The organism is Bradyrhizobium sp., from assembly GCF_035935975.1.
Taxonomy (GTDB): domain Bacteria; phylum Pseudomonadota; class Alphaproteobacteria; order Rhizobiales; family Xanthobacteraceae; genus Bradyrhizobium.
The window spans coordinates 112,462-135,256 of the sequence record NZ_DASYWN010000007.1; the positions used below are offsets into that span (position 1 = coordinate 112,462).

Consider the following 22,795-nt stretch of genomic DNA (forward strand, 5'->3'; position numbering starts at 1 on the left):
TTCCGACAAGGCCATGCCCTCTACTAAAAGGGTCTAAGTGCGATGGCGGGTCCGCCACGCGCACGCGATCCGCAATCGGTGCTGTTCGCCTGCGCGATGAACAGCGTGCGCTCGCCGATGGCCGAGAGCCTGCTGCAGCACATGTTTCCGCAAGGCCTCTACGTGAAGTCCGCCGGCGCCAGGAAGGGCGAGCTCGATCCGTTCGCGGTGTCGGTGATGGCCGAGCTCGGCCAGGACATCTCCACCCACAAGCCGCAGACCTTCGAGGAGCTGGAGGACTGGGAGGGGCTGAATTTCGACCTCATCATCACGCTCTCGCCGGAAGCGCACCACAAGGCGCTGGAGCTGACCCGCACGCTCGCCGCCGACGTCGAATACTGGCCGACGCAGGATCCCACCACCATCGAGGGCAGTCGCGACCAGAAGCTCGCCGCCTACCGCGACGTCTGCGACCAGCTCCTGATGCGGATCCGCAGGCGTTTTGCCAAGGTCGGCGCGGCGTCAGGCTGATCTCGTGCCCCGGACGCAGCGCAGCGTGCAACGATGCGCTGCAGAGCCGGGGCCCATCTCACCATAAGCGCAGGCTGCCGGGTCCCGGCTCAGCGTCGCAGCATTTCATGCCGCGCCGCGTCCCGTAACACCCGCGTCACAGACTGAGGGCACACGCATGTCGGAAACCTCGAATCAGCAAAGTCCGGGTTCCCGGGTTGTGAAATCAGCCCCCTTCCGATAGGTTCCGCGCGCAATTCACCCCCTGCCTCATCCCCCAAATCACTGATGCTCGGCCGCCCCAAATTCGTACTTGCCTCCGGTTCGCCGCGACGCCTGTCGCTGCTCAACCAGGCCGGCATCGAGCCGGACGCGCTCCGGCCGGCCGACGTCGATGAGACGCCGAGACGAGGCGAGCTGCCGCGCGCCTGCGCCAACCGCCTCGCAAGAGCCAAGGCCGATGCGGCGCTCAAATCGGTGCAGCTCGACGATGAGCTGCGCGGCGCCTTCATTCTCTCCGCCGACACGGTGGTGGCGGTCGGACGCCGCATCCTGCCCAAGGCGAACCTGGTGGACGAAGCCGCGCAGTGCCTGCGGCTGCTGTCGGGCCGCAACCACCGCGTCTACACCGCGATCTGCCTGGTCACGCCGCGCGAGGCCTTCCGCCAGCGCCTGGTTGAGACCCGCGTCCGCTTCAAGCGCCTCTCGGAGGACGACATCCAGGCCTATATCGGCTCCGGCGAATGGCGCGGCAAAGCCGGCGGCTACGCCGTGCAGGGCATCGCCGGGTCGTTCGTGGTGAAGATGGTGGGCTCCTACACCAACGTGGTCGGCCTGCCGCTCTACGAGACCACGACGCTGCTCGGCGGCGAGGGCTTCCCGATCCGCTTCGGCTGGCTCAACGCCACGGCCGTCTAGGCCAGCCTCAGCAAAAATCTCGAAAACAACCCCATGCACAGTAGAATGGGGCTCTCCGACCCGGCGGGGACCGCATGCGCGCCTGCCGGAGGAACCGCATTGCCGACAGGCTCTTGAACCCTCTCACCCCGTGCAAGCCGCCGACATCATGGACGACCAGGTCAAAAAGCCCGTCGGGCCCCTCAAAACCTGCCCGATCTGCGGCAAGCCGCAGGCGCAGGCCACCCGTCCGTTCTGCTCCTCGCGCTGCCGTGACGTCGACCTGAACCGCTGGCTGAAAGGCTCCTACGTCATCCCCGGTCGCGACGACGAGGTGGATGACGTTGAATAGTCGAGCAATATCAATTGCTTGATTTGGCGCCCGCTGCGCCGCGCGACAGCCGCGGCCAGCCCGCCCCGGCTTGTGCACAGCGAGGGGATGCCCCGCGAAGCCAAAGGCGAAGCGTGGGTGGACAGGCCGCTCCGAGCCCACTATAAACCGCCCGCTCGATGGGCTTTGGCCCCTCTCTTGGAGCACGCCCAGGTAGCTCAGTTGGTAGAGCATGCGACTGAAAATCGCAGTGTCGGTGGTTCGATTCCGCCCCTGGGCACCATTCCCGAGCAGATCTGCGAACCTGCGGCGCGGGCTGGCCCTTGGGGCCGAATGTGGATCGGATGTCGTCGCTTGAACCGACGATCCGGATTTTCTCCTCCGACACGATGATCGCGTCCATCACGCTGGACAGGTAGGTCCGACGGGCGGCCAGCTCACCCGAGGTGAGCTGCTCGCGCATCAGCCGGGCGTGCGCAGTTGCATGCTCCGACGATGCAACTTCAGCCAGTGCGTGATATCCTGATCCGGGAGGATGGAATTGACCGTCCCGCATCTGGAAGGACATGGCCATGACGTTGTCGTCACGCTTCGTTGCGCGTCCCGCTGTTGTCGTCTCTTCGATTGCGCTGCTCCTCTGCGCCCTCGGCGGCACGGCGATGTCGCAACCGACGCCCGCCGTCGACACCCAGATTCCCGGCGTCACGGTCGATGCGCCGAAGCAGGTGATGCGGCCGCACAGGCCGTCACATCATGTGACAGCCGGCAGGACCATATCGCGGACGTCGCCGGCGATCGCGACGGCTGCGCCGATGACCGATGCCGCTAGACTTGCCAAGCTCGAACGTGAAACGGGTAGCTGTGCCGGCGGTTGCCAATCGAGCTTCAGGACGGCCGACAAGCCCTGGGTCGGCTGCAACGCCTCGGGCGGTGTTTACTCGGCCACGTGCCGCAACGTCGGCAACTACAAGAGCTACGACGAGTGCAAGGAAGCCGGACGCGTCACCGGCTGGCGATCCGGCGAGACCTCGGCCTATTGCAGCAGCGTGGCACTCGCGGCGGGCTGGCGTTGAACTGGCTGCAGTTGTAATTGGCGAGGCCGGCGCCGCTCAAGTCGCCCGGATGAGCGAAGTGTCGGAGCCGGCCTCTCCTCCGATTGGACGAGGTGCGATCGTGAGCGCATCGATCGTCATCGCGTGATTGACGACACATATCATTCCGGCAGGTCGATCTAGCCTGCTGTCAGGTGGCTCGCAGTGATCCACCAGGCAAAGGAAAGACTGATGCGCAATTACATCCTCGTCGCTCTCGCAGCGATCACCTTGGCAGGCGTGGCGGCGCCCTCGAACGCGACGACCATCGTCCGCGATCATCGCGATCCGCCCATCGTGCGCGACCATCGCAATCAGACCATCGTCCGGGACCATCGCAGCCAACCCGAGGTTCGCGACCACCGCCACTAAGCGTCCCCGCAGCGGAGCCGAGCCAAGGCGCGATGAGATCAATCATCATCTCGCTTTGGGCTTTCTGCCTGGGTTGATCTTACTGGAAAGCAGTTTTGTACTTTTCCGGATTATGCCCGGACAGGGTCGGCTCCGCTTCTTTCGTTCGCGGCTCACCGAGGGCCGGTGCCGGGCAAGCCTGTGGCATCAGGCGGGGACAAGACGACGACCTCTCCTGCCTCCAGGCCACTCAGAACCTCCACGCCGGTTTCGGTCGTCGATCCCAGGACGACGCGGCGGTCGATCTCGCGGCCCGCGCCCGGCTCCCGGATTCTCAGCCTCGGTTCCGCAGGGCTGCCGCCGACGGCCTCGATGGGAACGACCAGAGCCTTCGCGTTCGCGCTCAGCGCGATAGTCATCCGGGCCGACATGCCGAGGCGCACCGTCTCGCGCCGCGCTGGGTCAATCGAGAGGGCTGCGCGGATCTCGAATGACGGAACGGAATTGCCCTGTTCGGCATTCGCTTCGGCGCTCACGCCGACGATGCGTCCTGCGATCTCGCCGGTAAAGGCGTCGCTGCTGATCGTCGCGGCCTGGCCGACACGCACGCGATTGACATCAACCTCGTCGATCTTGCCGACCACGAGCAGCGTCGAGAGATCGGCGACGGAAAACAGCGCCTGCCCGCGACTGACCCGGCTCCCGGGCTCGGTCGAGGGCAAGCCCTGAGCGCTCGGTGTGGTGGCGGGCGGGCGGACCAGGATTCCGGACGCAGGTGCGAGCACCGCGCTGCCGTCGAGCTGCTGCTTCAGATCCGTCACCCTGGCCTGCGCGTTCTTCAGGTCGAGATCCGCAAGCTGGCGATTGTCGGCGTTGCCGCGCGCGAGTGTCGTTTGCAGGTCGAGGCGGCTGCCGGCGGCGGCAATCCGTTGTGCATCCCGCTGCTGCACCAGCCCCTCGAATTCGTTGCGCGAGACGATTCCCCGGTCGAACAGGGCCCTGGTCTCGGTCACCTGGCGTTCGAGCACTGCAAGCGCGGCGTCTGCCGCTTCGACCGCGCGCCTGGCGCGCGTCACATCCGGGCTGGTGTCCCACCGGAGCAGGACGTCGAGTGCCATGCCGGCCTTGAGCAGGGCTGCTTGCGCGTCGCGAAAGCGGCTTTGCGTTTCTCCGGGGTCCATGACCAGAATGGTGTCGCCGAGGGCAACACGATCGCCGAGCACCGCCCTGCGCTCGAGGATGAGACCGTCGAACGGCGCCGCGATCGGGACGATTTTTCCAGCTTTCAAGATGCCGGTCATGGTCAGCCGCGAAACGACGGCGCCTGGCGCGACCGTGAAGGTGCGGTCCGTCGCCGGGCCGGCTGGCGTTCGCGGTGGTGCGGCGCTGTCCGGCCAGAGCCACGCCGCCAGACTCAGCGCGGCAATCGCGGGCAGGGCGACCGCGATCACGACGCGTCGCATCCGTCGCGGGGCAAATCCGCTCATGCGCGCGCGCGCCGGGCGCTTCGTCTCCTCGGCGTCGGGCGTCGCGGCGTCCACGGTCAGTCTCTTAACGCGATGCGCCATGTCTCCAGTGTCGTCCCCAATTGGATATCCAGCAGCGTGAGCGCATTGAGGTAGCCGATCATGGCGCCGAGCTGCTGGCTCTCCGCCGACCGCAGATCGTTCTCCAGCCCGCGCACCTGGAAATTGGCCGAGCGGCCGGCCTTCAATTTCTCCTTCTCGATCTCCACAGCCCTGGCGGCGAGCTGACGAGCCCGGCGCGCCACTTCGAGCTGCCGCCAGCGGATGTCCACATCCGTCACCGAACCGCGCACCTGGAGCTCGACGCCCTGACGGATGATCGCAAGCTGCAATTCCGACGTCTGCAATGTGGAAGTCGCCTGCACGAAAGGTTGCTCGCGCCGCAGATCGTTGAGCGGAACGCTGAACGCCGCGCCGACCGTCATATCGGAGATCCGTTCGGCCGCGAAAGTGCCGCCCCCCGTCGTCGTCTCGCGTCCGAACCTGCCGCTTGCGAACACCGACAGGTCCCACAGCCGCTCGTTCTGGGCGACGACGAGGCCCAATTTGTTTTGCTCGACGACGAGAACCTGCCCGAGATAGTCCGGGCGCTGCGCCAGCGCGATCTGCATCAGCCGCGACAGATTGGTCGCGATCCTCGCCGGATCGGTGCTCTCCCTGGCCACGATCGCGGCGCCGAGATCAATCGACAGCAGGTTCAGCAATTGCAGCCGTGCCGCATCCAGCGTCTTTGTCCCCTCGAGCACACGAATGCGCTGGTTCTCGAGGTCGGCCTCGGTCTGTACGATGTCGACCTCGGCCATTCGCCCCGCGGTGATGAGCGCGCGGTTGATGTCGACGAGTTCCTGCGCGCGCATCACCGATGCCTGCGCCAACTTCAGCTCCTCCTGGGCCTGGAGAAGGGAACGATAGGCGAAGATGACCTGGCCGACGGTCTCCGAGACCGTCGTCTTCAGCCGCAGCCGGTTGATCCTTTCGGTCAGGCGGGCGGCCCGCACCGGCGCCATGTTGACCTCGATGCCGCCACCGCGCAGCAAAGGCTGCGACAATGTCAGCTCCGCGATGGAGCTGCGTGTGACGATGCCGGCGGTATCGGTCATCTGATTCGCCCAGGCGAGGCCGAACGTCGCCCCTGTCGGCAGCAGGGCGGTGGCGGCCGGCGTGATCTCGGCACTCGTGGTGTTGATTCCGGCGATCTGCTGACGGGTCGCACCGCCGTTGATCGTGACGTGCGGCGTGAAGCGATCCTCCGCCACCCGCAGATCGAATTTCTGCGCGATCCTGTCGATATAGGCGCTGCGGATCGTCCTGTTGTCGCGCAGCGCAATTGCGATCGCATCGGCAACGGTGAGGGCGATGCCACCCGGCCTTGCAGCGACCGTCTCGGCCGTCGGCGGCAGCGGGGCCGACGGAGGATTGGTACGCCTGGCTTTCGCGGCCGGCTTCGAGCCGGTCTCCTGCGCGGCTGCGCCGACAAGCGGAAGCGCGCCGAGCATCATAGCGAGTGCAACTCTCAACCGGTGCTTCCGCCGCGCGCCCATCTAGTCCGACCTCAAGGCGACAATCGGATCAAGCCGGGCGGCGCGCGCCGCGGGATAGCTTCCGAAGAACAGGCCGACGACGAGTGCCATGCCGGCCCCTAGCGGCAGCGCAGCCGGCGCAGCGGCGAAGGTCCAGCCGGATGATCGGGCGAAGAGCCAGCCGGTCAGCGTCCCCAGCACCGTGCCGATCGCCGAACCGGCCGCCGACAGCAGCAGGGCTTCGATCAGGAACATCACGCGGATATCGTGGCGACGTGCACCGATCGCCAGCCTGATGCCGATCTCCCGCCGCCGCTCCATCACGCTCATCAGCATCACGTTCATCACGCCGACGCCGCCCACCACCAGCGAGACCGTCCCGATCGCCAGCAGCAGGAGGCCGTAGATGCGCATCTGCTGATCGAGGGTCGCGATCAGTTGCCGCGCGGTCTGCACGCTCACGCCGCCGCCGCCGCGCATGCGCGCGCCGAAATATTCGGAGATCTTCTCCGATACGATCGTATCATCGTTCGCGATGTCGATCCGTGCCGCGACATTGGTGATTTGAGGGGACGGGATCAGGCGGCGTGCGGCCGCATAGGGAATGACGACGGATCGGTCGAGATCGAGGCCGAGGACCATATTGGAGTAGACGCCGGCGAGGATGCCGATGACGGTCATGACCTGGCCGTCGAGTGAAATCTGGTCGCCGATCCTGACCAGCCTGCCGGTGCTCGCCGCGATGTCTTTGGCGAGAACGGCCCCGAGCACTGCGAACGGCGCAAATCCGTCGAGATCGGACGTCCGTCGTCCGGTCGCGATCTCGGCCTTGGCGAGCGAATAGATACCGTCCGTCGCGGCGACGAGGTTGGCCTGAAGCGAGGAGCGGCCGATCCTGACGGACGTGCCCGTGAGGATGAAGGGAGCCGCGGCGATTACGCCGACCCCGACAGCGGCGACATCACGAGCGGTTTCGAGGGGGATCACGGCATTTTTCATTCCGTCCGATCTCGGGGTGACGTTCACGAGGTCGATGCCGAGCACGTCGAATTGCTGCATCGTTTCCTTGCGGGCATTGTAGCCGATGTGAAGCATCGCGATCACGGCGGCTGTCCCGATCGCGATGCCGACCAGCGCAAGGACGGTGCGGCCCTTGAGGGCCTGCAAGTTCGAAGCGGCATCGAACGCGAGTTCGCGCAGAACCATGCGATCGCCGCTCATGCCGTCGCTCCGACGCAGCGGAGCTCGCCCCTGTTGTCGTCGACGACGCCGCCGTCGCGCATGATGACGCGCCGGGGGCAACGCGCCGCGAGTGAGGAATCATGAGTCACGATCACCATGGTGACCCCGGACTCGCGGTTCAGGGACAGGAACAGGCTCAGGATGTCGTCGGCGGATTGGCTGTCGAGATTGCCGGTGGGCTCGTCCGCGAGAAGCAACGCAGGCTCGCCGACGAGAGCCCGGGCTATGGCCACCCGCTGGCGCTGCCCTCCGGAGAGTTCATCGGGGCGGTGCGCCAGACGATCCGCAAGGCCGACACGATCGAGAGCGGCGGCGGCAGTCTGCCGGCGCCGCGCGCCCGCGACACCGCGATACAGCAGCGGCAACGCCACATTGTCGAGTGCGGACAGGCGCGGCAGCAGATGGAACGACTGGAAAACAAAGCCGATGTGCCGGTTGCGCAGCCGGGCCGCGTCGTCCTCGCGCAGGCTTGCAACGGATATTCCGTTCAGATGAATCTCGCCGCTGTCGGGCCGGTCGAGCAGCCCCATCAGATTCATCAACGTCGTCTTGCCCGAGCCCGACGCGCCTGTCAGCGCGCACATGTCTCCGGCGTTGATCAATAGCGAGACGTTCCTCAGGACGGGCATCCCGTCCGCAACTCCGGCGTAGCTCTTGCTCACGCGGGCAATGCTCAGCATTCCGCGCGATCTCGGTAAGGATAGGGCTGCGAACCGCGGTGAAGACCTTGGACCAATGAACGCTTTCGATCGTCTGAACGATTGAGCAGGCCGGCCAAATGATCGCGATGTTGCAGCGCCACGGGTGACCCGCGCTGCTGCAACATTGCTAGTTTGTTGGGATTGTCCGGCATGGGCGTCTCGTGCCTACGAGACACCCACAGGGGCAGCATCTCTAGTTCATAGTGGTGACGTTAAAGACGTAGGTGCACGTCTTAGGGTCCTCAGTGACAAGGGCCCATTGGCAGCTTGGACTAGTGCCAGTCCCGTTACCCTTAGAAAAGGTGATGCTCTTGCCCTCACATCCTGGCCCCGGAAATGTGCTGTTCGGTCCGTAGGCGCTAACCACGAGCTGGCACGACTTCCTCGTGAGACCGTCCATATAGTAGAACCGCGTGCTCATGGTGCGAATGTACTGGGTGCTCGCGGCGGTGTGCGTGAGCACTCCGGTCGTGCCGTTGTTGATGTCATGCGGGATAGTGCAAGTGCCGCCGTTGCAGGCGTTGTATGCCGCTGTAAAGTCACGCCCCATGCCGAAGCCGGTGTTGTTGGTCCAGTTGACGGTGATGGTGTCATTGGCATGAGCCGTTGTCGCGAAGGTCGCGACGGCGACAAGGGCGGGTAGGATGGAGCGCAGTATGTTTTTCACAGTGTCTTCTCCGCTGACAGAACTGGAGAGCTGCGAGCCGCAGCATCCGGCGGAGATCTAAAGCGATCATGCGGGTGTATCACAATCTGAGATAATAAAACTTGACACACTCGCCTTGGACATTTCGACAATTTCTATGTCGCGCGCGGGCACGCGTGGCTCTCGAAGAGAGAGCGAGCGTGCGTCGCGCGTCAGGCCTCGATGATGTCGAGGCTGACGGCTCTGGCGATCGACTGCATAAGAGTCGCACATTCGAGCTTCGAGCGCGCGCCCTGGAGATAGAGGCGGACGGCGGTCGATGACAGATGCAGGTCGGCGGCAATCTGTTTCGGGCTGAAGCCGCGCGCGGCGAGCTGAAGAGTCTCGCGTTCGCGCGCGGAAAGCAATCGTTCGAGTCCTTGTGGTCGCAAGCCTGCGAGCTGCACGGCCTGATCGTGAATGAAATGGGCGATGATCAGAAAATCGCGCATGTAGGTCATCCGCCGGTCCGACCAGATCTCGGCGGTGACGTTCGCGGCGATCGACAGGCGTGCATGCTCGCCGCCCGGTCCTCGGATCGGAATAGTCATGCCGCGAACACCCGCTTCGTGAAAGACTGCGCGCGCATCCTGCGCCTCCGGCGCGGCCTGGTCCCAGTCGTATGGCAGGAAGCCGCTTCGGCCGCTTTGAAAGACGGAGCCCATTTGAAGGCCACCGTGCTCGAGGTATTGCCTCGCCAGATCATCGTCGGATGAGAGCAGCATGAGAGGGGTGAGCGGATTGATCTCGGGGCGGTGCGCAGCCTGGTAGGCTACAAGCGTGAGGCCATAGTCTTTCGAAATCCGCGCCAGCGCGCGTTTCAGTTCATCGAGAGTCGTCGCGCCCGTGATGCTTGCGAGAGTTTCTTCGATCGGTGGAAACATTTGCGTTCCCCAGTCTTATTCCAGTCGTGAGTTCGCCGGGGCGTTGAGTATTCCCGGTTGGGTTGTGGTAGTGGCGGGAGCTGGTGCGAAGCCGTTGGTATGGCGTCGCATCGTTTTGATCGCTGTCTCGCGAGCGCGAAATCCGATCGATCCATGTCACGCGTGTTCGCTGCGCGATGGTTCGTCGCGTGCGGGATCTTCGCGGTGCGTCATTTGGACGCTTGAACAGGTCGATCCCGGAGCTCAGCCCCGCCATTTAACAGTCAATTCACCATTGGGGGCTGAGTTGCAATTTCGCAGATTGCGCGGGCTTGACTGGAACCGTTAGCCTGCGAGCACTGATTCGGCTTCGCGCCTTGAGGTTGATCAGCCGTAAGTGCGATGAGCGCGGCCGGGAGCCCTGTCTATGGCGACATGGCGTCCTTATCGATGCATCCGCTTCGGCCGGTTGAAACTGATTGACGCGCGGTTGCTGTCGTGACGACTGGCATGAGGCCAGCCCCCTGCTTGTGACCCGGCAATGATTGGCGGACGTCCAGGTAACACAGACCAGGAGGCCTAAATGGTTGCCATCAATTCCGTCGGCGCGACAGCGCTCACCGTCCTGAAAGCCGCCAACGTTCAGACGGCTGCCGAACCCGACGCAAGTCCCATCGGTGTCATCCCTCATGTTAACGCCGTGTCGTCTCGCCTGGCGCCGGGCGTGTCCGACGCGCTGCTGAAGATCGACGCGCTCATCAACGGAAAGGACGCGCTCGTTAACGCAAAGACGGCCGCGGCGAATGCAGGGAAGTCTGCTGGCAGGGTCATCGCTCGCGACGGCTATGTCGAATCGCCCATGATGAAGCTCTCCGAGCTTCCGGCGGATCAGGCTGAATACGTGAAGAGGTTCGGCGCGGATGCGGCGGTGCGCATTGATGCCGTCGCGGTGAGCGATGCGGACTTCAAGCAAATGGTTCTCCAGTACGGTATGGAGGCCTGGACCGATGAGCCGGGTTTCAACGACGCGCTCGCCAACGGAACGTTGAAGATACAGCGGGCAAGCGACGTGCCCGAAATCGGCTACGAGTCGTTTCAGTACGATCTCTATAGCGGCGGAAACTATTTCGGCGGCGTAGGCTGGAGCGGCATCAACAACAAGAAGCTCTACTTTGAGATCCAGGCGCAAGGCATTAGTCAGGCCTTCGGGTCGATCCGGGGGCAGGAGTTCTACGTGACCTGGCCGGACGCGAGCCTGGCGAAACCTTCGTAGGGGCCCCGGACCAACATCATCGCGCCCTGTCGGTTCATCAGTTTCGACCTTGTCGAAACTGATGAACGTGCGACTGCAATCGTGACGACTGGCATGAGGCCAGCCCCCTGCTTGTGACCCGGCAATGATTGGCGGACGTCCAGGTAACACAGACCAGGAGGCCTAAATGGTTGCCATCAATTCCGTCGGCGCGACAGCGCTCACCATCCTGAAAGCTGCCAACGCTCAGACGGTTGCCGAGCCCGAAGCAAGTCCCGTCAGCGTCGTCCCTCATGTCAACGCTTGAACTCTCGCCTGGCGCCGGGCGTGGCTGACGCGCTGCTGAAGATCAACGCGCTTGTCAACGGAAAGACAGCTGCGGCGAATGGAGGGGGCTCTGCTGGCGGGGTTATCGCTCGCGAAGGCTATGTCGAATCTCCCATGATGAAGCTCTCCGAGCTTCCGGCGGATGAGGCCCAATATCTGAAGGGGTTCGGCGCGGATGCGGCGGTGCGCATCGATGCCGTCGCGGTGAGCGATGCGGACTTCAAGCAAATGATCCTGCAGCACGCTCTGGAGAGCTGGACCGATCTGCCGGGCTTCAATGACGCGCTCGCCAACGGAACGTTGAAGATACAGCGGGCGAGCGACGTGCCCCAACTCGGCTACAAGTCGAATCTGTACGATCTCTATAGCGGCGGAAACCTCCTAGGCAGCGTAAGCTTCGGTAGTGATACCTTCAACAAGAAGCTCTACCTCGAGATCCAGGCGCAAGGCATTCGCCAGGCGACCGGCTCGATCAATGGTCAAGACTTTTACGTGACCTGGCCGGACGCGAGCTTGGCGAAATCTTCGTAAAGGCTCCGGACCAACGCCATCGCGCCCGTGTCGATGCGTCCGCTTCGGCCGGTCGAGCCGACGAACGCGCGACGGCTATCGTGACGACTGGCATGAGGCCAGCCCCCTGCTTGTGACCCGGCAATGATTGGCGGACGTCCAGGTAACACAGACCGGGAGGCCTAAATGGTTGCTATCAATTCCGTCGGCGCGACAGCGCTCACCATCCTGAAAGCTGCCAACGCTCAGACGGTTGCCGAGCCCGAAGCGAGTCCTATCAACGTTATCCCGCATGTTAATGCCGTGTCGTCTCGCCTGGCGCCGGGCGTGTCTGATGCGCTGTTGAAGATCGACGCGCTCATCAACGGAAAGGCTGCCGCGGCTAAGGGAGGCCACTCTGCTGGCGGAGCTATCACTCTCGCTCGCGCGCGCGAAGGCCTTGTCGAATCTTCCATGATGAAGCTCTCCGAGCTTCCGGCGGATCAGGCTGAATACGTGAAGAGGTTCGGAGCGGATGCGGTGGTGCGCATTGAGGGCGTCGAATTGAGCCGGGCGGATTTTGAGCAAACGGTCCTCCAGTTCGGCATGGAGAGCTGGAAGGATCTACCGGGCTTCAACGACGCGCTTGCCAACGGAACGTTGAAGATCCAGCGGGCAAGCGATGTGCCCGAAATCGGCTACGAGTCGTTTGCCTACGATATCTATAGCGGCGGAAACCTCCTCGGAGGCGTAGGCTGGAGCGGCATCAACAACAAGAAGCTCTACTTTGAGATCCAGGCGCAAGGCATTCGACAGGCCTTCGGGTCGATCCATGGTCAGGAGTTTTATGTGACCTGGCCGGACGCGAGCCTGGCGAAACCTTCGTAGAATTGATCTGCCCTGCGGCGTCCGCCCGGGGGGAGCGGGGACCGGCGCTGAAGCAGATCGGCAGCCGCCGGGGCGTGCCGATCTCTCCGGCGAACGCCCTTGAAACGCGACCATCGCCTGCGCATGGCGCCCAAGTCCATTCGCGATTGTGAGGCTCGAGCACGCGCCAGGGGCCCGCCGTCGTGCTATGGCTGCTCCCCGCAACGACGCGAGGCCAGCCATGCTCCCCATTCCCGCCGACATCTTCACCGAGCCCGAGGACGTCTCGCCCGACGGGCTTGCCAATCTCGGGCCGCTGCGCCGGCTTGCCGGCGTCTGGCAGGCCGACAAGGGCATCGACGTCAATCCGAAGGCGGAGGGGCCGGAGCGGCGGACCTTCATCGAGCATATCCGGATGGACCCGATCGATCCGCAGGCGAACGGGCCGCAGCTGCTCTATGGCCTGCGCTATCACATCCACATCAACACACCCGAGGAAGACATCACCTTCCACGACCAGGTCGGCTACTGGCTGTGGGAGCCTGCGACCGGGCTGATCATGCAGACGCTGGCGATTCCGCGCGGGCAGGTGCTGCTCGCCTCGGGCAAGGCCAAGCCGGATGACAAAAAGATCTCCGTCACGGCGAAGCGCGGCGACACCGCTTACGGGATCTGCTCGACCGACTTCCTGGAACAGGCCTTCCGCACCGATTCCTACCGCTGCGACATCACCTTCAACGACGACGGAAGCTGGACCTATCTGATCCAGACCGAGTTGTTCGTCCGCGGCGCGCCGTTCAATCATCACGACAGCAACACGCTCAAGCTCGTCGCGCCGCCAAAACTCAATCCGCTCGCGGTGATCGTCAACGATCGCGCCAAAAGCGGCGGCGGAACGGCGGCGTGAGCCTCGTCCGGAGATCTGCATGAAACCGTATGTCATCTGCCTGATGCATTCGAGCCTCGATGGCCGCACCCATCCCAGCCGCTGGCGCCCGAAAGGCGCGGGCACGGACTGGTTCGAGAAGATCCATGACGAGCTCGGCGGCGATGCCTGGGTGATCGGCCGCATCACCGGCTCGGAGTTCGCCAAGGGCAAGCCCTATCCCGAGACGACGGGCGAGAAGCTTCCCCGCGAAAGCTGGTTCGCGCGGCGTGATGCGAAAACCTACGGCGTGGTGCTGGACGCGCAGGGCAAGATCGGCTGGGGCCGCTCCGACATCGGCGGCGACCCGATCGTCGCCGTGTTGACCGAGAGCGTGCCGGATTCGCATCTCGCGGGGCTTCGCGGCGAGGGCGTGTCCTACATCTTTGCCGGCAAATCCGAGATCGACCTCGCGCTTGCGGTCGACATCCTCAACCGCGAGCTGGGAGTGAAGCGGCTGCTGGTGGAGGGCGGCGGCGTCGCCAATGGCGCCTTCCTGCGCGCCGGTCTCATCGACGAGTTCGACCTGATCCTGAGCCCCGCGATCGATGGCGCCAAGGGCGCACCGTTCGTGTTCGATTCGACGGAGGCGGACAGCGACAAGCGCGCGCCGCTCGCGGCAATGACGCTGGAGGGCGTGCGGGAGCTCGGCGGCGGCGTCCTGCTGCTGCGCTACCTGATCAGGAACGATCCGCAAGCCGTAGCTGGGTGACGCGCCGGCATGTCGGATACGCCTGAGCACATCGTGATCGTCGGCGCCGGCGCGGCCGGCCTGATGGCGGCGCGCGAGCTCGCGCGCGCCGGCAAGAGGGTGACCATCCTGGAAGCGCGTGACCGCTGCGGTGGGCGTATCCATCCGCTGCCGGCGGAGCAGTTCGGCTACCCCGCCGATGGCGGCGCGGAATTCGTCCATGGCGAGGCGCCGGTCACGCACGCCCTGCTGCGCGACGCTGGGCTGTCCCTTCAGGAGATCGACGGCGCTCAATGGAGCTTCGACGGCCAAACACTGTCGCGCGAAACCCGCTACGATCCGCACGAGGCGGAGCTGCATGCCGTGCTCGGTGCATTGGAGGACGACCTCACCGTCGCCGATTTCCTGCGCCGTCATTTTGCCGGGCCCGAATACGGCCGGCTGCGTTACTCGATCGAGCGCATGGTGGAGGGCTACGACGCGGCCGATCCCGAACGGGCCTCCATCCTGGCGCTGCGCGAGGAGTGGATGGATGGCGGCCGTCACACCCAGGCGCGCATCGTCGGCGGCTATGGCGCGCTGATCGATTTTCTGGCGCGCGAGTGTCGCGGCCATGGCGCGACGATCCGTTTCGGCCGCGTGGTGTCGGCCATCGCCGAAGATGGCAGCGCGATCGTCGTTCGCTGCGCCAATGGCGACGTGCTCGGCTGCGATCGCGTGATCGTCACCGTTCCGCTGCCATTGCTGCGGGACATCGCCTGGCCTGCGGTCGCGCGCGAAAAGGTCGCTGCGGCCGACGACATCGGCTTCGGCAACGCGATCAAGATCCTGCTGCGGTTTGCGCGGCCATGGTGGCGCGAGGCGAGCCACGATCTTGCGGATATGATCTTCCTGCTGTCGGACCAGACCATTCCGGTGTGGTGGACGCGCTATCCGGAGCAGTATCCCGTGCTCACCGGCTGGTTCGGCGGCCCGCGAACCGCAGCGCTGCAGGGCCTCGACCCGCAAGGGCTGATCGACGCCGGGCTCTCCTCGCTCGCCGTCATCTTCGGCCTGCCGCGCGAGCGGATCGCGCGGGATCTCGTTGCGGCCGAGGCGGCCAACTGGAGCAACGATCCCTTCGCCCGCGGCGCCTATTCCTGGGCAACACCACGCACGCGCGAGGCGCAGACGATCATGGCGCGCGCCGACGGCCCCGTGCTGTTCGCCGGCGAGGCGCTCTATCGCGGCCGCGACATGGGCACGGTCGAGGCGGCGCTGGCGAGCGGACTGGAGACGGCAGGCATGATATTGCGGCGATGAAAAAAGCCCGCGCAAGCGCGGGCCTTTCGTTCGTCCGTGCCGGCTCGCTTACCAGCGGCCGCCGCCGAAGCTGAATGTCACGCCGGGACCGCCGCCGCCGTAATAGCCGTAGGGTCCGCCGCCATAATAGCCGTGGTGCCGCGGGTAATAGCCGTAGTTGCGGTAATAATGCGGGCGATGATGGCCGTAATGGTGAGGCCGCCAATGATGTTGGCGATGACCATGATGATGGTGCCGGTGCTGCGCGCTGATGTCGGTCGGCTGGCCGCCTCGCGCGTTCTGCTTCGCGCTTGTGGTGCCGGCCGCGTTCGCCGCAGATCCGCCAGCCAGCGCCGCTGCACCGACGGCCATCGCGACAATGAGATACTTCATGTCATCACTCCAGTTGAATGTCGTGAGACAATACATGGGCGTTGCCAGCGTTCCGGCCAGTGCGGGCGTCGAAACGACGCAGCGCGCGATATTCGATCGCGCAAGAATGATTGCAGATCGTGAGATGTATTGTCGCATCAGCAACGCGCGCCGCGCTGCTGTCATCACTTCGCCGCGAATGATGCGATCACGTCGTCCGTGGTGACGATGCGCGCGAATTCGCCGTTGAGATTCGACAGCGTCATCGCATGGATCACCTCGGCGGAATGCGCATCGCCATCGGGCCCGATCCGGTCGAACGTCCAGGTCGCATCGCGCACGAGGCGCGCGTCGAAGCCGAGATTGCCGGCCATCCGCGTCGTGGTCTCGACGCAATGATTGGTCGTGGCGCCGCAGATCACGAGCGTGGTGATGTCGCCGGCGCGCAGCCGCGCCTCGAGGTCGGTGCCGATGAAGGCGCTGTTGACGCGCTTGACGATGACGGGCTCGCCGGCTCGCTCGCGCGCCTCGTCCTTGACCGCGTAGCCGGACCGCGACGGCAGGAATGTGGAGTTCGGCTTGGTGCCTTCGTGGCGGATGTGGAAGATCGGCGCGCGATGCGTCCTGAACGCGGCGAGCAGGTCGACGATGCGTGCCACCGCATCGGGATTGTTGCGACGCTTGCCTGCGGCTTCCCATTCGTCGAAGGCGCGCTGGACGTCGACGACGATGAGGGCGGGGAGGGGCGTGGGCATGATCGCGGCTTTCAGACTTGCTTGCGGTGGCGATTATGCGAGGTGACCGGAAAGGCGCACAATGCCAATCTTCCCTCGTTTTGCGACGCCGTGCAGCTCCGTGCCCCGGACGCAGCGCAGCGTCTCTTCGACGGTGCGCTGCAGAGCCGGGGCCCATGCCTCCAAGACCGCCCTTGTGACGTGGGTCCCGGCTCTGCGGAGCAGCGCTACGCGCTGCGCCGCGTCCGGGACACTGAGAGTAAGTGACGCGGACCGTACTATTCCTACGGGTGCGGATCGGGAAAGCCGTGGCGTTCGGACAGCGCGGCGAGGATCGCGTCCTTGTCGGCGATGAAGGCGCGGCCGCGATGGGTGCCGGTCTGGTGCGGCGAGGTCGCGCCGTCCGCCAGCACCAGCAAAGGCAGCCACTGATTCTCCTCGCCGACCAGCTCGATGACCGGCAGCCGTGGCCGCGGCCACGCGATGCGCTCGACGTCGAGCTTTTCGGCAAGCGCTGGAAACGAGGCCAGCACGCCCTCGATCAGCGCACAATGCCAGCAATAGAAGCGCTGGCCCGGATAGGCCGGGTCCTCGAACCCGGGCCGCAGCAGAAACAGGCGGTCGCGCGTCATGGGGGCGCTCCGAGGCATGGCCGCCTTGCTGAGGATCAAGGTGGCAAGGTCTGGCCAGACTAGTGTCGAGCCCCCAGATTCCAGGGAATCGACGATCAGGAAAGGATCGCCATGCCGGGGCCGATCAGTCAACCGCAGACGCTCGCCGACGTGACGACATTGCCGGGGCTGCTCCGCTGGCGCGTCAAGGCAACGCCGGCGGCTGAAGCCTATCGCCATTTCGATGCGGAGGCCCGCCGCTGGGTCAGCCAGTCCTGGCAGGAGATCGACGCGGAGTTCGAGCCGTGGCGGCGCGCGCTGGCCGCGGAGGGCTTTGCGCCCGGCGAGCGTGTCGCCATCCTGATGCCGAACGGCATTCCGCATATCGCGATGGATCAGGCGGCGCTGTCGCGCGGCCTCGTGCCGGTGCCGATGCATGCGGTCGACAACCCCGACAGCATCGCCTACATCCTCGCCGATTCCGGCGCGCTGCTGCTGTTCGTCGACACGCTGGAGCGCTGGCAGGCGATCGTGGCCACGGGCCAGAAGCTCGATACGCTGAAGCGTATCGTCTGTGCCGATATGGCTGGGCCGTCGCCTGCCGATGCGCACATCGTCGCGCTCGACGCCTGGCTTGCGGCCGTACCGAGTGCGACCGAACCCTTGCCCGACGTCGCCGTGGATCCCGACGATCTCGCCGCCATCGTCTACACCTCGGGAACGACCGGCCGTCCCAAGGGCGTGATGCTGTCGCACCACAACGTCGTCGCCAATGTGAAGGCGATTGCGCAGCGAATCGCGGCGGCACCCGATGACGTGTTCCTGTCCTTCCTGCCGCTCTCGCACACGTTCGAGCGCACCGGCGGCTATTACTATCCGATCGCGGCCGGGGCCTGCGTCGCCTATGCGCGCTCGGTTCCGTTGCTCTCGGAGGATCTGAAGCATGTGCGGCCGACGGTGCTGATCTCGGTGCCGCGGATCTATGAGCGCATCTACGCGCTGATCATGCAGCATCGCGCCGCGGCCGGGACCATGGAGCGGACGCTGCTCGACCTTACGATTTCTGTCGGCGGCCGGCGTTTCGATGCGCGGCAGGGACGCGGCACATTCTCGGTGCTCGACCGGCTGGCCTGGCCGCTGCTGAAGCGGCTCGTCGCCGACAAGGTGCTGGCGCAGCTCGGCGGCCGGTTGCGCGTTGCCGTCTCCGGAGGCGCGCCGATCGCCGAGCCCGTCATCAGCCTGTTTCTCGCGCTCGGGCTCGACATTCTCCAGGGCTACGGCATGACCGAGACCTCGCCGGTGGTCTCGGTCAACACCCCCGAGGACAATGATCCGCATTCGGTCGGCCACGTGCTCGACGGCGTCGAGGTCAAGCTCGGTGAGAATGACGAGCTGCTGGTGCGCGGCCCCAGCGTGATGCTCGGCTATTGGCACAAGGTGGATGAGACGCGGCGCGTGAAGGAGGCCGACGGCTGGCTGCACACCGGCGACCAGGCGCGGATCGAGAACGGCCGCATCACCATCACCGGCCGCATCAAGGACATCCTGGTGACGTCCACCGGCGAGAAGATCGCGCCGGTGGATTTGGAGACCGCGATCCTCGCCGATCCCCTGTTCGAGCAGGCACTGGTGGTCGGAGAGCAGCGCCCTTTCCTCACCGCGCTGGTCGTGCTCAACGCCAAGGCCTGGGTGCAGGAGAAGGAAAAGCTCGCGGCGAGCGGCAAGCAGGGCGGTGCGGCGGAACGAACCGCGCTGCTGGCGCGTATCGCGGCAGCAGTGAAGGCCTATCCGTCCTATGCGACCCCGCGCGCGGTGTGGTGGACCCTGGATCCCTGGACCATCGCCGCCGGCCTGCTGACGCCGACCTTGAAGAACAAGCGCCCTGCGCTCGAACACCGCTTCGCGGACGAGATCGAGCAGATCTACGCGAAGAAGCCGCGGCAATAACATCGACGTGATTCCCGCCGCGCGCCTGGCTTGATCCAGCGCAACTTTGGCCGCGCCTCGCCATGCAATGTCGCCGCGAGAATCGGAACTGCAATCGAGGCAAGTCATGAAGGCGTATTTTATCGGTGGCGGCATCGGATCGCTCGCGGGTGCGGCGTTCCTTATTCGCGATGCGAAGCTGCCGGGGCGCGACATCGTGATCTACGAGGCGCAGCCGCTGGTCGGCGGCAGCCTCGACGGCGCGCTGCTCGCGAACGGCGCCTATTCGCTGCGCGGCGGCCGCATGCTCACCACCGATCATTACGAATGCACCTGGGACCTGCTCTCGGGCATCCCCTCGCTCGGGCGTCCCGATCTCAGCGTGCGCGAGGAGACCATCGCGTTCAACCTGGAGAACCCGGCGCATTCGCAGGCGCGGCTGGTCGACCGCAACCGGCACAAGATCGACGTGTCGCATATGGGCTTCTCCGCGCGCGACCGGCTCGAGCTGTTGCGGCTGACCGAGGCCTCGGAGGAGAGGCTCGGCAACAGCCGCATCACCGACTGGCTGTCGCCGCAATTCTTCGAGTCCAATTTCTGGTTCATGTGGCAGACCACCTTTGCGTTCCAGCCCTGGCACAGCGCGGTCGAGCTGAAGCGCTATCTGCATCGCTTCATGAACGAGTTCCCGCGGATCGAGACGCTCGCCGGCGTCAAGCGCACCGTCTACAATCAGTATGACGCGATCGTGCGGCCGCTCGCCGACTGGCTGAAGCGGCAGGGCGTGCAGTTCGTGCGCGGCACCCGCGTGACCGACATGGCGCTGGAGAACGAGGGCGAACGCGTGCGGGTGCGCCAGCTCATGCTCGATCGCGACGGCCGCATCGCCAATGTCCGTCTCGAGGACGACGACCTCGTGTTCTTCCAGAACGGCTCGATGACCGATGCCTCGAGCCTCGGCACCATGACCGAGCCGGCCCCGCGCCTGACCAAGCAAGACAGCCAGGGCTGGGCGCTGTGGGACAGCATCGCGAAGGGGCGTCCCGAATTCGGTAACCCGTCCGCGTTCAACTCATCGATCCCGCAATCCTACTGGCTGTCCTTCACCGTCACCTGCCGCGATCCGCGCTTCTTCGACAAGATGGAGGCGTTCTCCGGCAACAGGGCCGGCACCGGCGGACTGGTCACCTTCAGGGACTCCAACTGGCTGATGTCGGTGGTGCTGTATCACCAGCCGCATTTCGCCGGACAGCCCAAGGATTTGCAGGTGTTCTGGGGCTACGCGCTGCATCCCGACCGCATCGGCAATTTCGTTGCCAAGCCGATGTCCGAGTGCGGCGGCGCCGACATCCTGAAGGAGCTGTGCGGGCACCTGAATTTCGATAACGAGGTGTTCGACAACGCGGTCTGCATTCCCTGCCGCATGCCCTACATCACCAGCATGTTCATGCCGCGCAACCTAACCGACCGGCCGCTGCCGGTGCCCAAGAATTCAGTCAACCTCGCCTTCGTTAGCCAGTTCGTCGAAATCCCCGACGACGTCGTGTTCACGGTCGAATATTCGGTGCGCGCGTCGCAGACGGCGGTCTATCAGCTCATGAAGATCGATCGCCCGGTGCCGCCGGTGACCCGCCACGACAAGTCGCTGGCGGTGATCCTGGCGACGCTGGAGAAGGCGTTCGCGTGAGGCGTCGTTTCGCCGAGGCTAGCCGCTGTCACCTGCGACGGCGGCTAGCGCGGCGCGGCCAGCGGCAGGCTGACGTGAAACACGGCGCCGCCTGACGGCGCGTTTTCGGCCCAGATGCGTCCGCCATGCGCTTCGACGATGGTGTGCGCGATCGAGAGGCCGATGCCCATGCCTTGCGCCTTGGTCGTGAAGAAGGGCTTGAAGATCTCGGTCACCTTTTCCGCAAGGATGCCGTCGCCCGTATCGGCGATGGAGACAACGGCCAGATTGCCCTCGGCGAGACTGGTTCGTCCGACGACGCGGCGCCGATCGTCCGGCAGATGCGCAACGGCATCCATGCCGTTGACGACGAGATTCAGGATGGCCTGCTGCAGTTGTACCTTGTCGCCTTTGACGCGGATGTCCGTGGACGACGATTCCGTCGCGAGCTCGACGTCATGGGTGAGGGCCTGCACCGAGAGGAAGCGAAACACTTCGCCGACCGTCGCATTGAGGTCGAGCTCGCGCCGTTCGGTCGGGTCTCGCTTCAGAAACGTGCGCAGCCGGCCGATGACTTCGGCGGCGCGCTGATCGTCACGGCGGATGTGGTCCAGGATGTCCCTGACCTCGCCGAGGTCGGGGGCTGGATTCTTCAGCATCTGCTGGGCCGTCTCGGCATTGATCAGGATCGCGGCGAGCGGCTGGTTCAGCTCGTGGGCGATCGAGGCAGTCATCTCGCCGGCGGTGGCGCGGCGGTTCATGTGGGCGAGTTCCGACATGCGCTGGCGTGCCTCGACCTCGGCGACGAAGCGCAAGCGGCGTTCGCGCAGCAGAATGCTGATCAGCAGCGCCTGCACCAGCACCACGCTCGCGACGATCATCGAGTGCCAGTAATATTGCTGCCAGAAGCTCAATTCCCGGAAACGTATCTCGCTACCCGCAGGCAGATTGGCTTCATCCACGTTCCAGCGCTTCAGTTCCCGCCAGTCGAAGATCGGCTTCACATTGGCGCCGTCGAAGGGCGCGATGCTCGAGGGCGCTTCGCCGTCGAGAATCCGCATCGCCACTTCGCCGGCTTGCCGTCCGATGATCTCGGGCAGCAGCAGGAAGCCACCGACGCCCGACTTCCCGAGAAACGTGTCGGACGTGATGACGATCGGGCTGTTCGCGCTCTCGGCGACGCGCGCGAGGGCCGCGGCGGGGGAATAATAGGTGCCTTCGCCGTCGGAATACATCGCCGAGGTCAGGATCGCGGAGCGGGCGGGCAGGGAGGCGACGCGCTGGCGCACCTCGCGCAGCACTGCGTCGGAGAGATCGATGACTTCGAGACCCGGCATGGCGGCCGCGAAATCCTGCTTCCAGTATCCGTAGACCAGCGGATTCCTCCAGGCGTCGCCGACGAGGACGACCGTGGAGAGGTCAGGAACGATGGCGCGTGCCGCGGTCAGGAGATGCGTCGGCCTCACCCTTGCGAAGACGGCCGTCGTGTCGGGCAGGAAGAGGGCGCGCGTCTCGGGCAGATCGGGTACGAAGCCGTACACGACGGGTGCGGCGGGCCAGATGTCCTGCTTGCGCTTCTGAAGGAATTTCGCCGATGCGACGCCGATCGAAACGATGACGTCGATCGGCCGATGCGCATATTTGGTCTTGAGGTGGCCGACCAGGCTCTCTTCGTAGTCCGGTCCCGGAAAGCGGGCGAGATCGAGGCTCTCGCCGTAGATGACCGTGTGTTCCTTTCCGTTCTGCTTCGCGGCGGCGCGGATGCCGGCAAAGATCTCCGAGTAGAACGGCGAGCGAAAATCGGCTTCTTCCAGCACCAGGATCGAACGCTGCTGCGGACCGTCAGCCGCAATGCATTCACGTGACAGGCTTGCACACGACAGGCCGGCGAACAGGCAGAGGATCAGGGCGCGTGCGAGCCCGGTGATCGTACACATTGCTGGACTCCCGGCCCCGCC

The 22,795-nt window shown here is 65.0% G+C and carries 23 protein-coding genes and 1 tRNA gene; 14 read left to right on the forward strand and 10 right to left on the reverse strand.

The genetic code is table 11. The annotated features are described in order from the left end of the window. Positions 1–42 precede the first annotated feature (42 nt). The 6 genes from VGR99_RS02425 (at position 43) to VGR99_RS02450 (ending at position 3,180) form a co-directional block, all read left to right on the forward strand. The gene (locus VGR99_RS02425) at positions 43–510 is read left to right on the forward strand and encodes a low molecular weight phosphatase family protein (RefSeq protein ID WP_326896707.1); all 468 of its coding nucleotides are present in this window, start codon (positions 43–45) and stop codon (positions 508–510) included. Between the two features lie 267 nt (positions 511–777). Beyond that, positions 778–1,407, forward strand: coding sequence for a Maf-like protein (locus tag VGR99_RS02430; protein ID WP_128963902.1), 630 nt, complete (start codon positions 778–780; stop codon positions 1,405–1,407). Between the two features lie 148 nt (positions 1,408–1,555). Continuing rightward, the gene (yacG, locus tag VGR99_RS02435; RefSeq protein WP_326896708.1) at positions 1,556–1,738 is read left to right on the forward strand and encodes a DNA gyrase inhibitor YacG; all 183 of its coding nucleotides are present in this window, start codon (positions 1,556–1,558) and stop codon (positions 1,736–1,738) included. 186 nt (positions 1,739–1,924) lie between these two features. Beyond that, positions 1,925–2,000: transfer RNA gene (locus VGR99_RS02440), tRNA-Phe, on the forward strand. 289 nt (positions 2,001–2,289) lie between these two features. Continuing rightward, entirely contained in the window at positions 2,290–2,790 is a 501-nt protein-coding gene (locus tag VGR99_RS02445) for a hypothetical protein (protein ID WP_326896709.1), read from the forward strand. A 210-nt stretch (positions 2,791–3,000) separates the two neighbouring features. Continuing rightward, positions 3,001–3,180 carry a hypothetical protein gene (locus VGR99_RS02450; RefSeq protein WP_326896710.1) on the forward strand — a complete coding sequence of 60 codons (180 nt, stop codon included), beginning with the start codon at positions 3,001–3,003 and terminating at the stop codon, positions 3,178–3,180. 152 nt (positions 3,181–3,332) lie between these two features. On the opposite strand, the gene VGR99_RS02455 is transcribed toward VGR99_RS02450, so the two are convergent. From VGR99_RS02455 to VGR99_RS02480, 6 genes are all read right to left on the reverse strand, one after another. After that, the gene (locus VGR99_RS02455) at positions 3,333–4,700 is read right to left on the reverse strand and encodes an efflux RND transporter periplasmic adaptor subunit (protein WP_326896711.1); all 1,368 of its coding nucleotides are present in this window, start codon (positions 4,698–4,700) and stop codon (positions 3,333–3,335) included. A 2-nt stretch (positions 4,701–4,702) separates the two neighbouring features. Beyond that, positions 4,703–6,202, reverse strand: coding sequence for a TolC family protein (locus tag VGR99_RS02460; RefSeq protein ID WP_326896712.1), 1,500 nt, complete (start codon positions 6,200–6,202; stop codon positions 4,703–4,705). Between the two features lie 24 nt (positions 6,203–6,226). Continuing rightward, positions 6,227–7,426, reverse strand: coding sequence for an ABC transporter permease (locus VGR99_RS02465; RefSeq protein ID WP_326896713.1), 1,200 nt, complete (start codon positions 7,424–7,426; stop codon positions 6,227–6,229). Then, positions 7,423–8,127 (reverse strand): ABC transporter ATP-binding protein, encoded by a 705-nt coding sequence (locus VGR99_RS02470; RefSeq protein ID WP_326896714.1) that lies wholly within the window; start codon positions 8,125–8,127, stop codon positions 7,423–7,425. The genes VGR99_RS02465 and VGR99_RS02470 overlap by 4 nt, the downstream gene beginning before the upstream one ends. Before the next feature lie 214 nt (positions 8,128–8,341). Then, entirely contained in the window at positions 8,342–8,815 is a 474-nt protein-coding gene (locus VGR99_RS02475; protein WP_326896715.1) for a hypothetical protein, read from the reverse strand. A gap of 191 nt (positions 8,816–9,006) precedes the next feature. Continuing rightward, positions 9,007–9,717: a helix-turn-helix transcriptional regulator gene (locus tag VGR99_RS02480; protein WP_326896716.1), complete on the reverse strand. Its 711-nt coding sequence runs from the start codon at positions 9,715–9,717 to the stop codon at positions 9,007–9,009. A gap of 562 nt (positions 9,718–10,279) precedes the next feature. Here VGR99_RS02480 and VGR99_RS02485 point away from each other — a divergent pair. The 6 genes from VGR99_RS02485 (at position 10,280) to VGR99_RS02510 (ending at position 15,549) form a co-directional block, all read left to right on the forward strand. Then, positions 10,280–10,969 (forward strand): hypothetical protein, encoded by a 690-nt coding sequence (locus VGR99_RS02485; RefSeq protein WP_326896717.1) that lies wholly within the window; start codon positions 10,280–10,282, stop codon positions 10,967–10,969. Between the two features lie 306 nt (positions 10,970–11,275). Further along, positions 11,276–11,806, forward strand: a complete 531-nt coding sequence (locus VGR99_RS02490; RefSeq protein ID WP_326896718.1) for a hypothetical protein — start codon at positions 11,276–11,278, stop codon at positions 11,804–11,806. 165 nt (positions 11,807–11,971) lie between these two features. Next, positions 11,972–12,652, forward strand: coding sequence for a hypothetical protein (locus VGR99_RS02495; RefSeq protein WP_326896719.1), 681 nt, complete (start codon positions 11,972–11,974; stop codon positions 12,650–12,652). Positions 12,653–12,872: 220 nt separating this feature from the next. Beyond that, positions 12,873–13,538, forward strand: coding sequence for an FABP family protein (locus VGR99_RS02500; RefSeq protein ID WP_326896720.1), 666 nt, complete (start codon positions 12,873–12,875; stop codon positions 13,536–13,538). A 19-nt stretch (positions 13,539–13,557) separates the two neighbouring features. Beyond that, complete coding sequence (locus VGR99_RS02505; protein ID WP_326896721.1) at positions 13,558–14,268, forward strand: RibD family protein; 711 nt, start codon at positions 13,558–13,560, stop codon at positions 14,266–14,268. A gap of 9 nt (positions 14,269–14,277) precedes the next feature. Further along, positions 14,278–15,549: an NAD(P)/FAD-dependent oxidoreductase gene (locus VGR99_RS02510; RefSeq protein WP_326896722.1), complete on the forward strand. Its 1,272-nt coding sequence runs from the start codon at positions 14,278–14,280 to the stop codon at positions 15,547–15,549. A gap of 48 nt (positions 15,550–15,597) precedes the next feature. Here the strand turns inward: VGR99_RS02510 and VGR99_RS02515 are convergent, their stop codons facing one another. From VGR99_RS02515 to VGR99_RS02525, 3 genes are all read right to left on the reverse strand, one after another. Further along, positions 15,598–15,921 (reverse strand): hypothetical protein, encoded by a 324-nt coding sequence (locus tag VGR99_RS02515; RefSeq protein ID WP_326896723.1) that lies wholly within the window; start codon positions 15,919–15,921, stop codon positions 15,598–15,600. Positions 15,922–16,085: 164 nt separating this feature from the next. Continuing rightward, complete coding sequence (locus VGR99_RS02520) at positions 16,086–16,655, reverse strand: cysteine hydrolase family protein (RefSeq protein WP_326896724.1); 570 nt, start codon at positions 16,653–16,655, stop codon at positions 16,086–16,088. A 263-nt stretch (positions 16,656–16,918) separates the two neighbouring features. Further along, positions 16,919–17,266, reverse strand: coding sequence for a DUF3088 domain-containing protein (locus VGR99_RS02525; RefSeq protein WP_326896725.1), 348 nt, complete (start codon positions 17,264–17,266; stop codon positions 16,919–16,921). 111 nt (positions 17,267–17,377) lie between these two features. Here VGR99_RS02525 and VGR99_RS02530 point away from each other — a divergent pair, with 111 nt between their 5' ends. Continuing rightward, positions 17,378–19,192 carry an AMP-dependent synthetase/ligase gene (locus VGR99_RS02530; RefSeq protein ID WP_326896726.1) on the forward strand — a complete coding sequence of 605 codons (1,815 nt, stop codon included), beginning with the start codon at positions 17,378–17,380 and terminating at the stop codon, positions 19,190–19,192. A 67-nt stretch (positions 19,193–19,259) separates the two neighbouring features. Next, positions 19,260–20,858, forward strand: a complete 1,599-nt coding sequence (locus VGR99_RS02535; RefSeq protein ID WP_326896727.1) for an oleate hydratase — start codon at positions 19,260–19,262, stop codon at positions 20,856–20,858. A 44-nt stretch (positions 20,859–20,902) separates the two neighbouring features. On the opposite strand, the gene VGR99_RS02540 is transcribed toward VGR99_RS02535, so the two are convergent. After that, the gene (locus tag VGR99_RS02540) at positions 20,903–22,774 is read right to left on the reverse strand and encodes a sensor histidine kinase (RefSeq protein ID WP_326896728.1); all 1,872 of its coding nucleotides are present in this window, start codon (positions 22,772–22,774) and stop codon (positions 20,903–20,905) included. Positions 22,775–22,795: the final 21 nt, after the last annotated feature.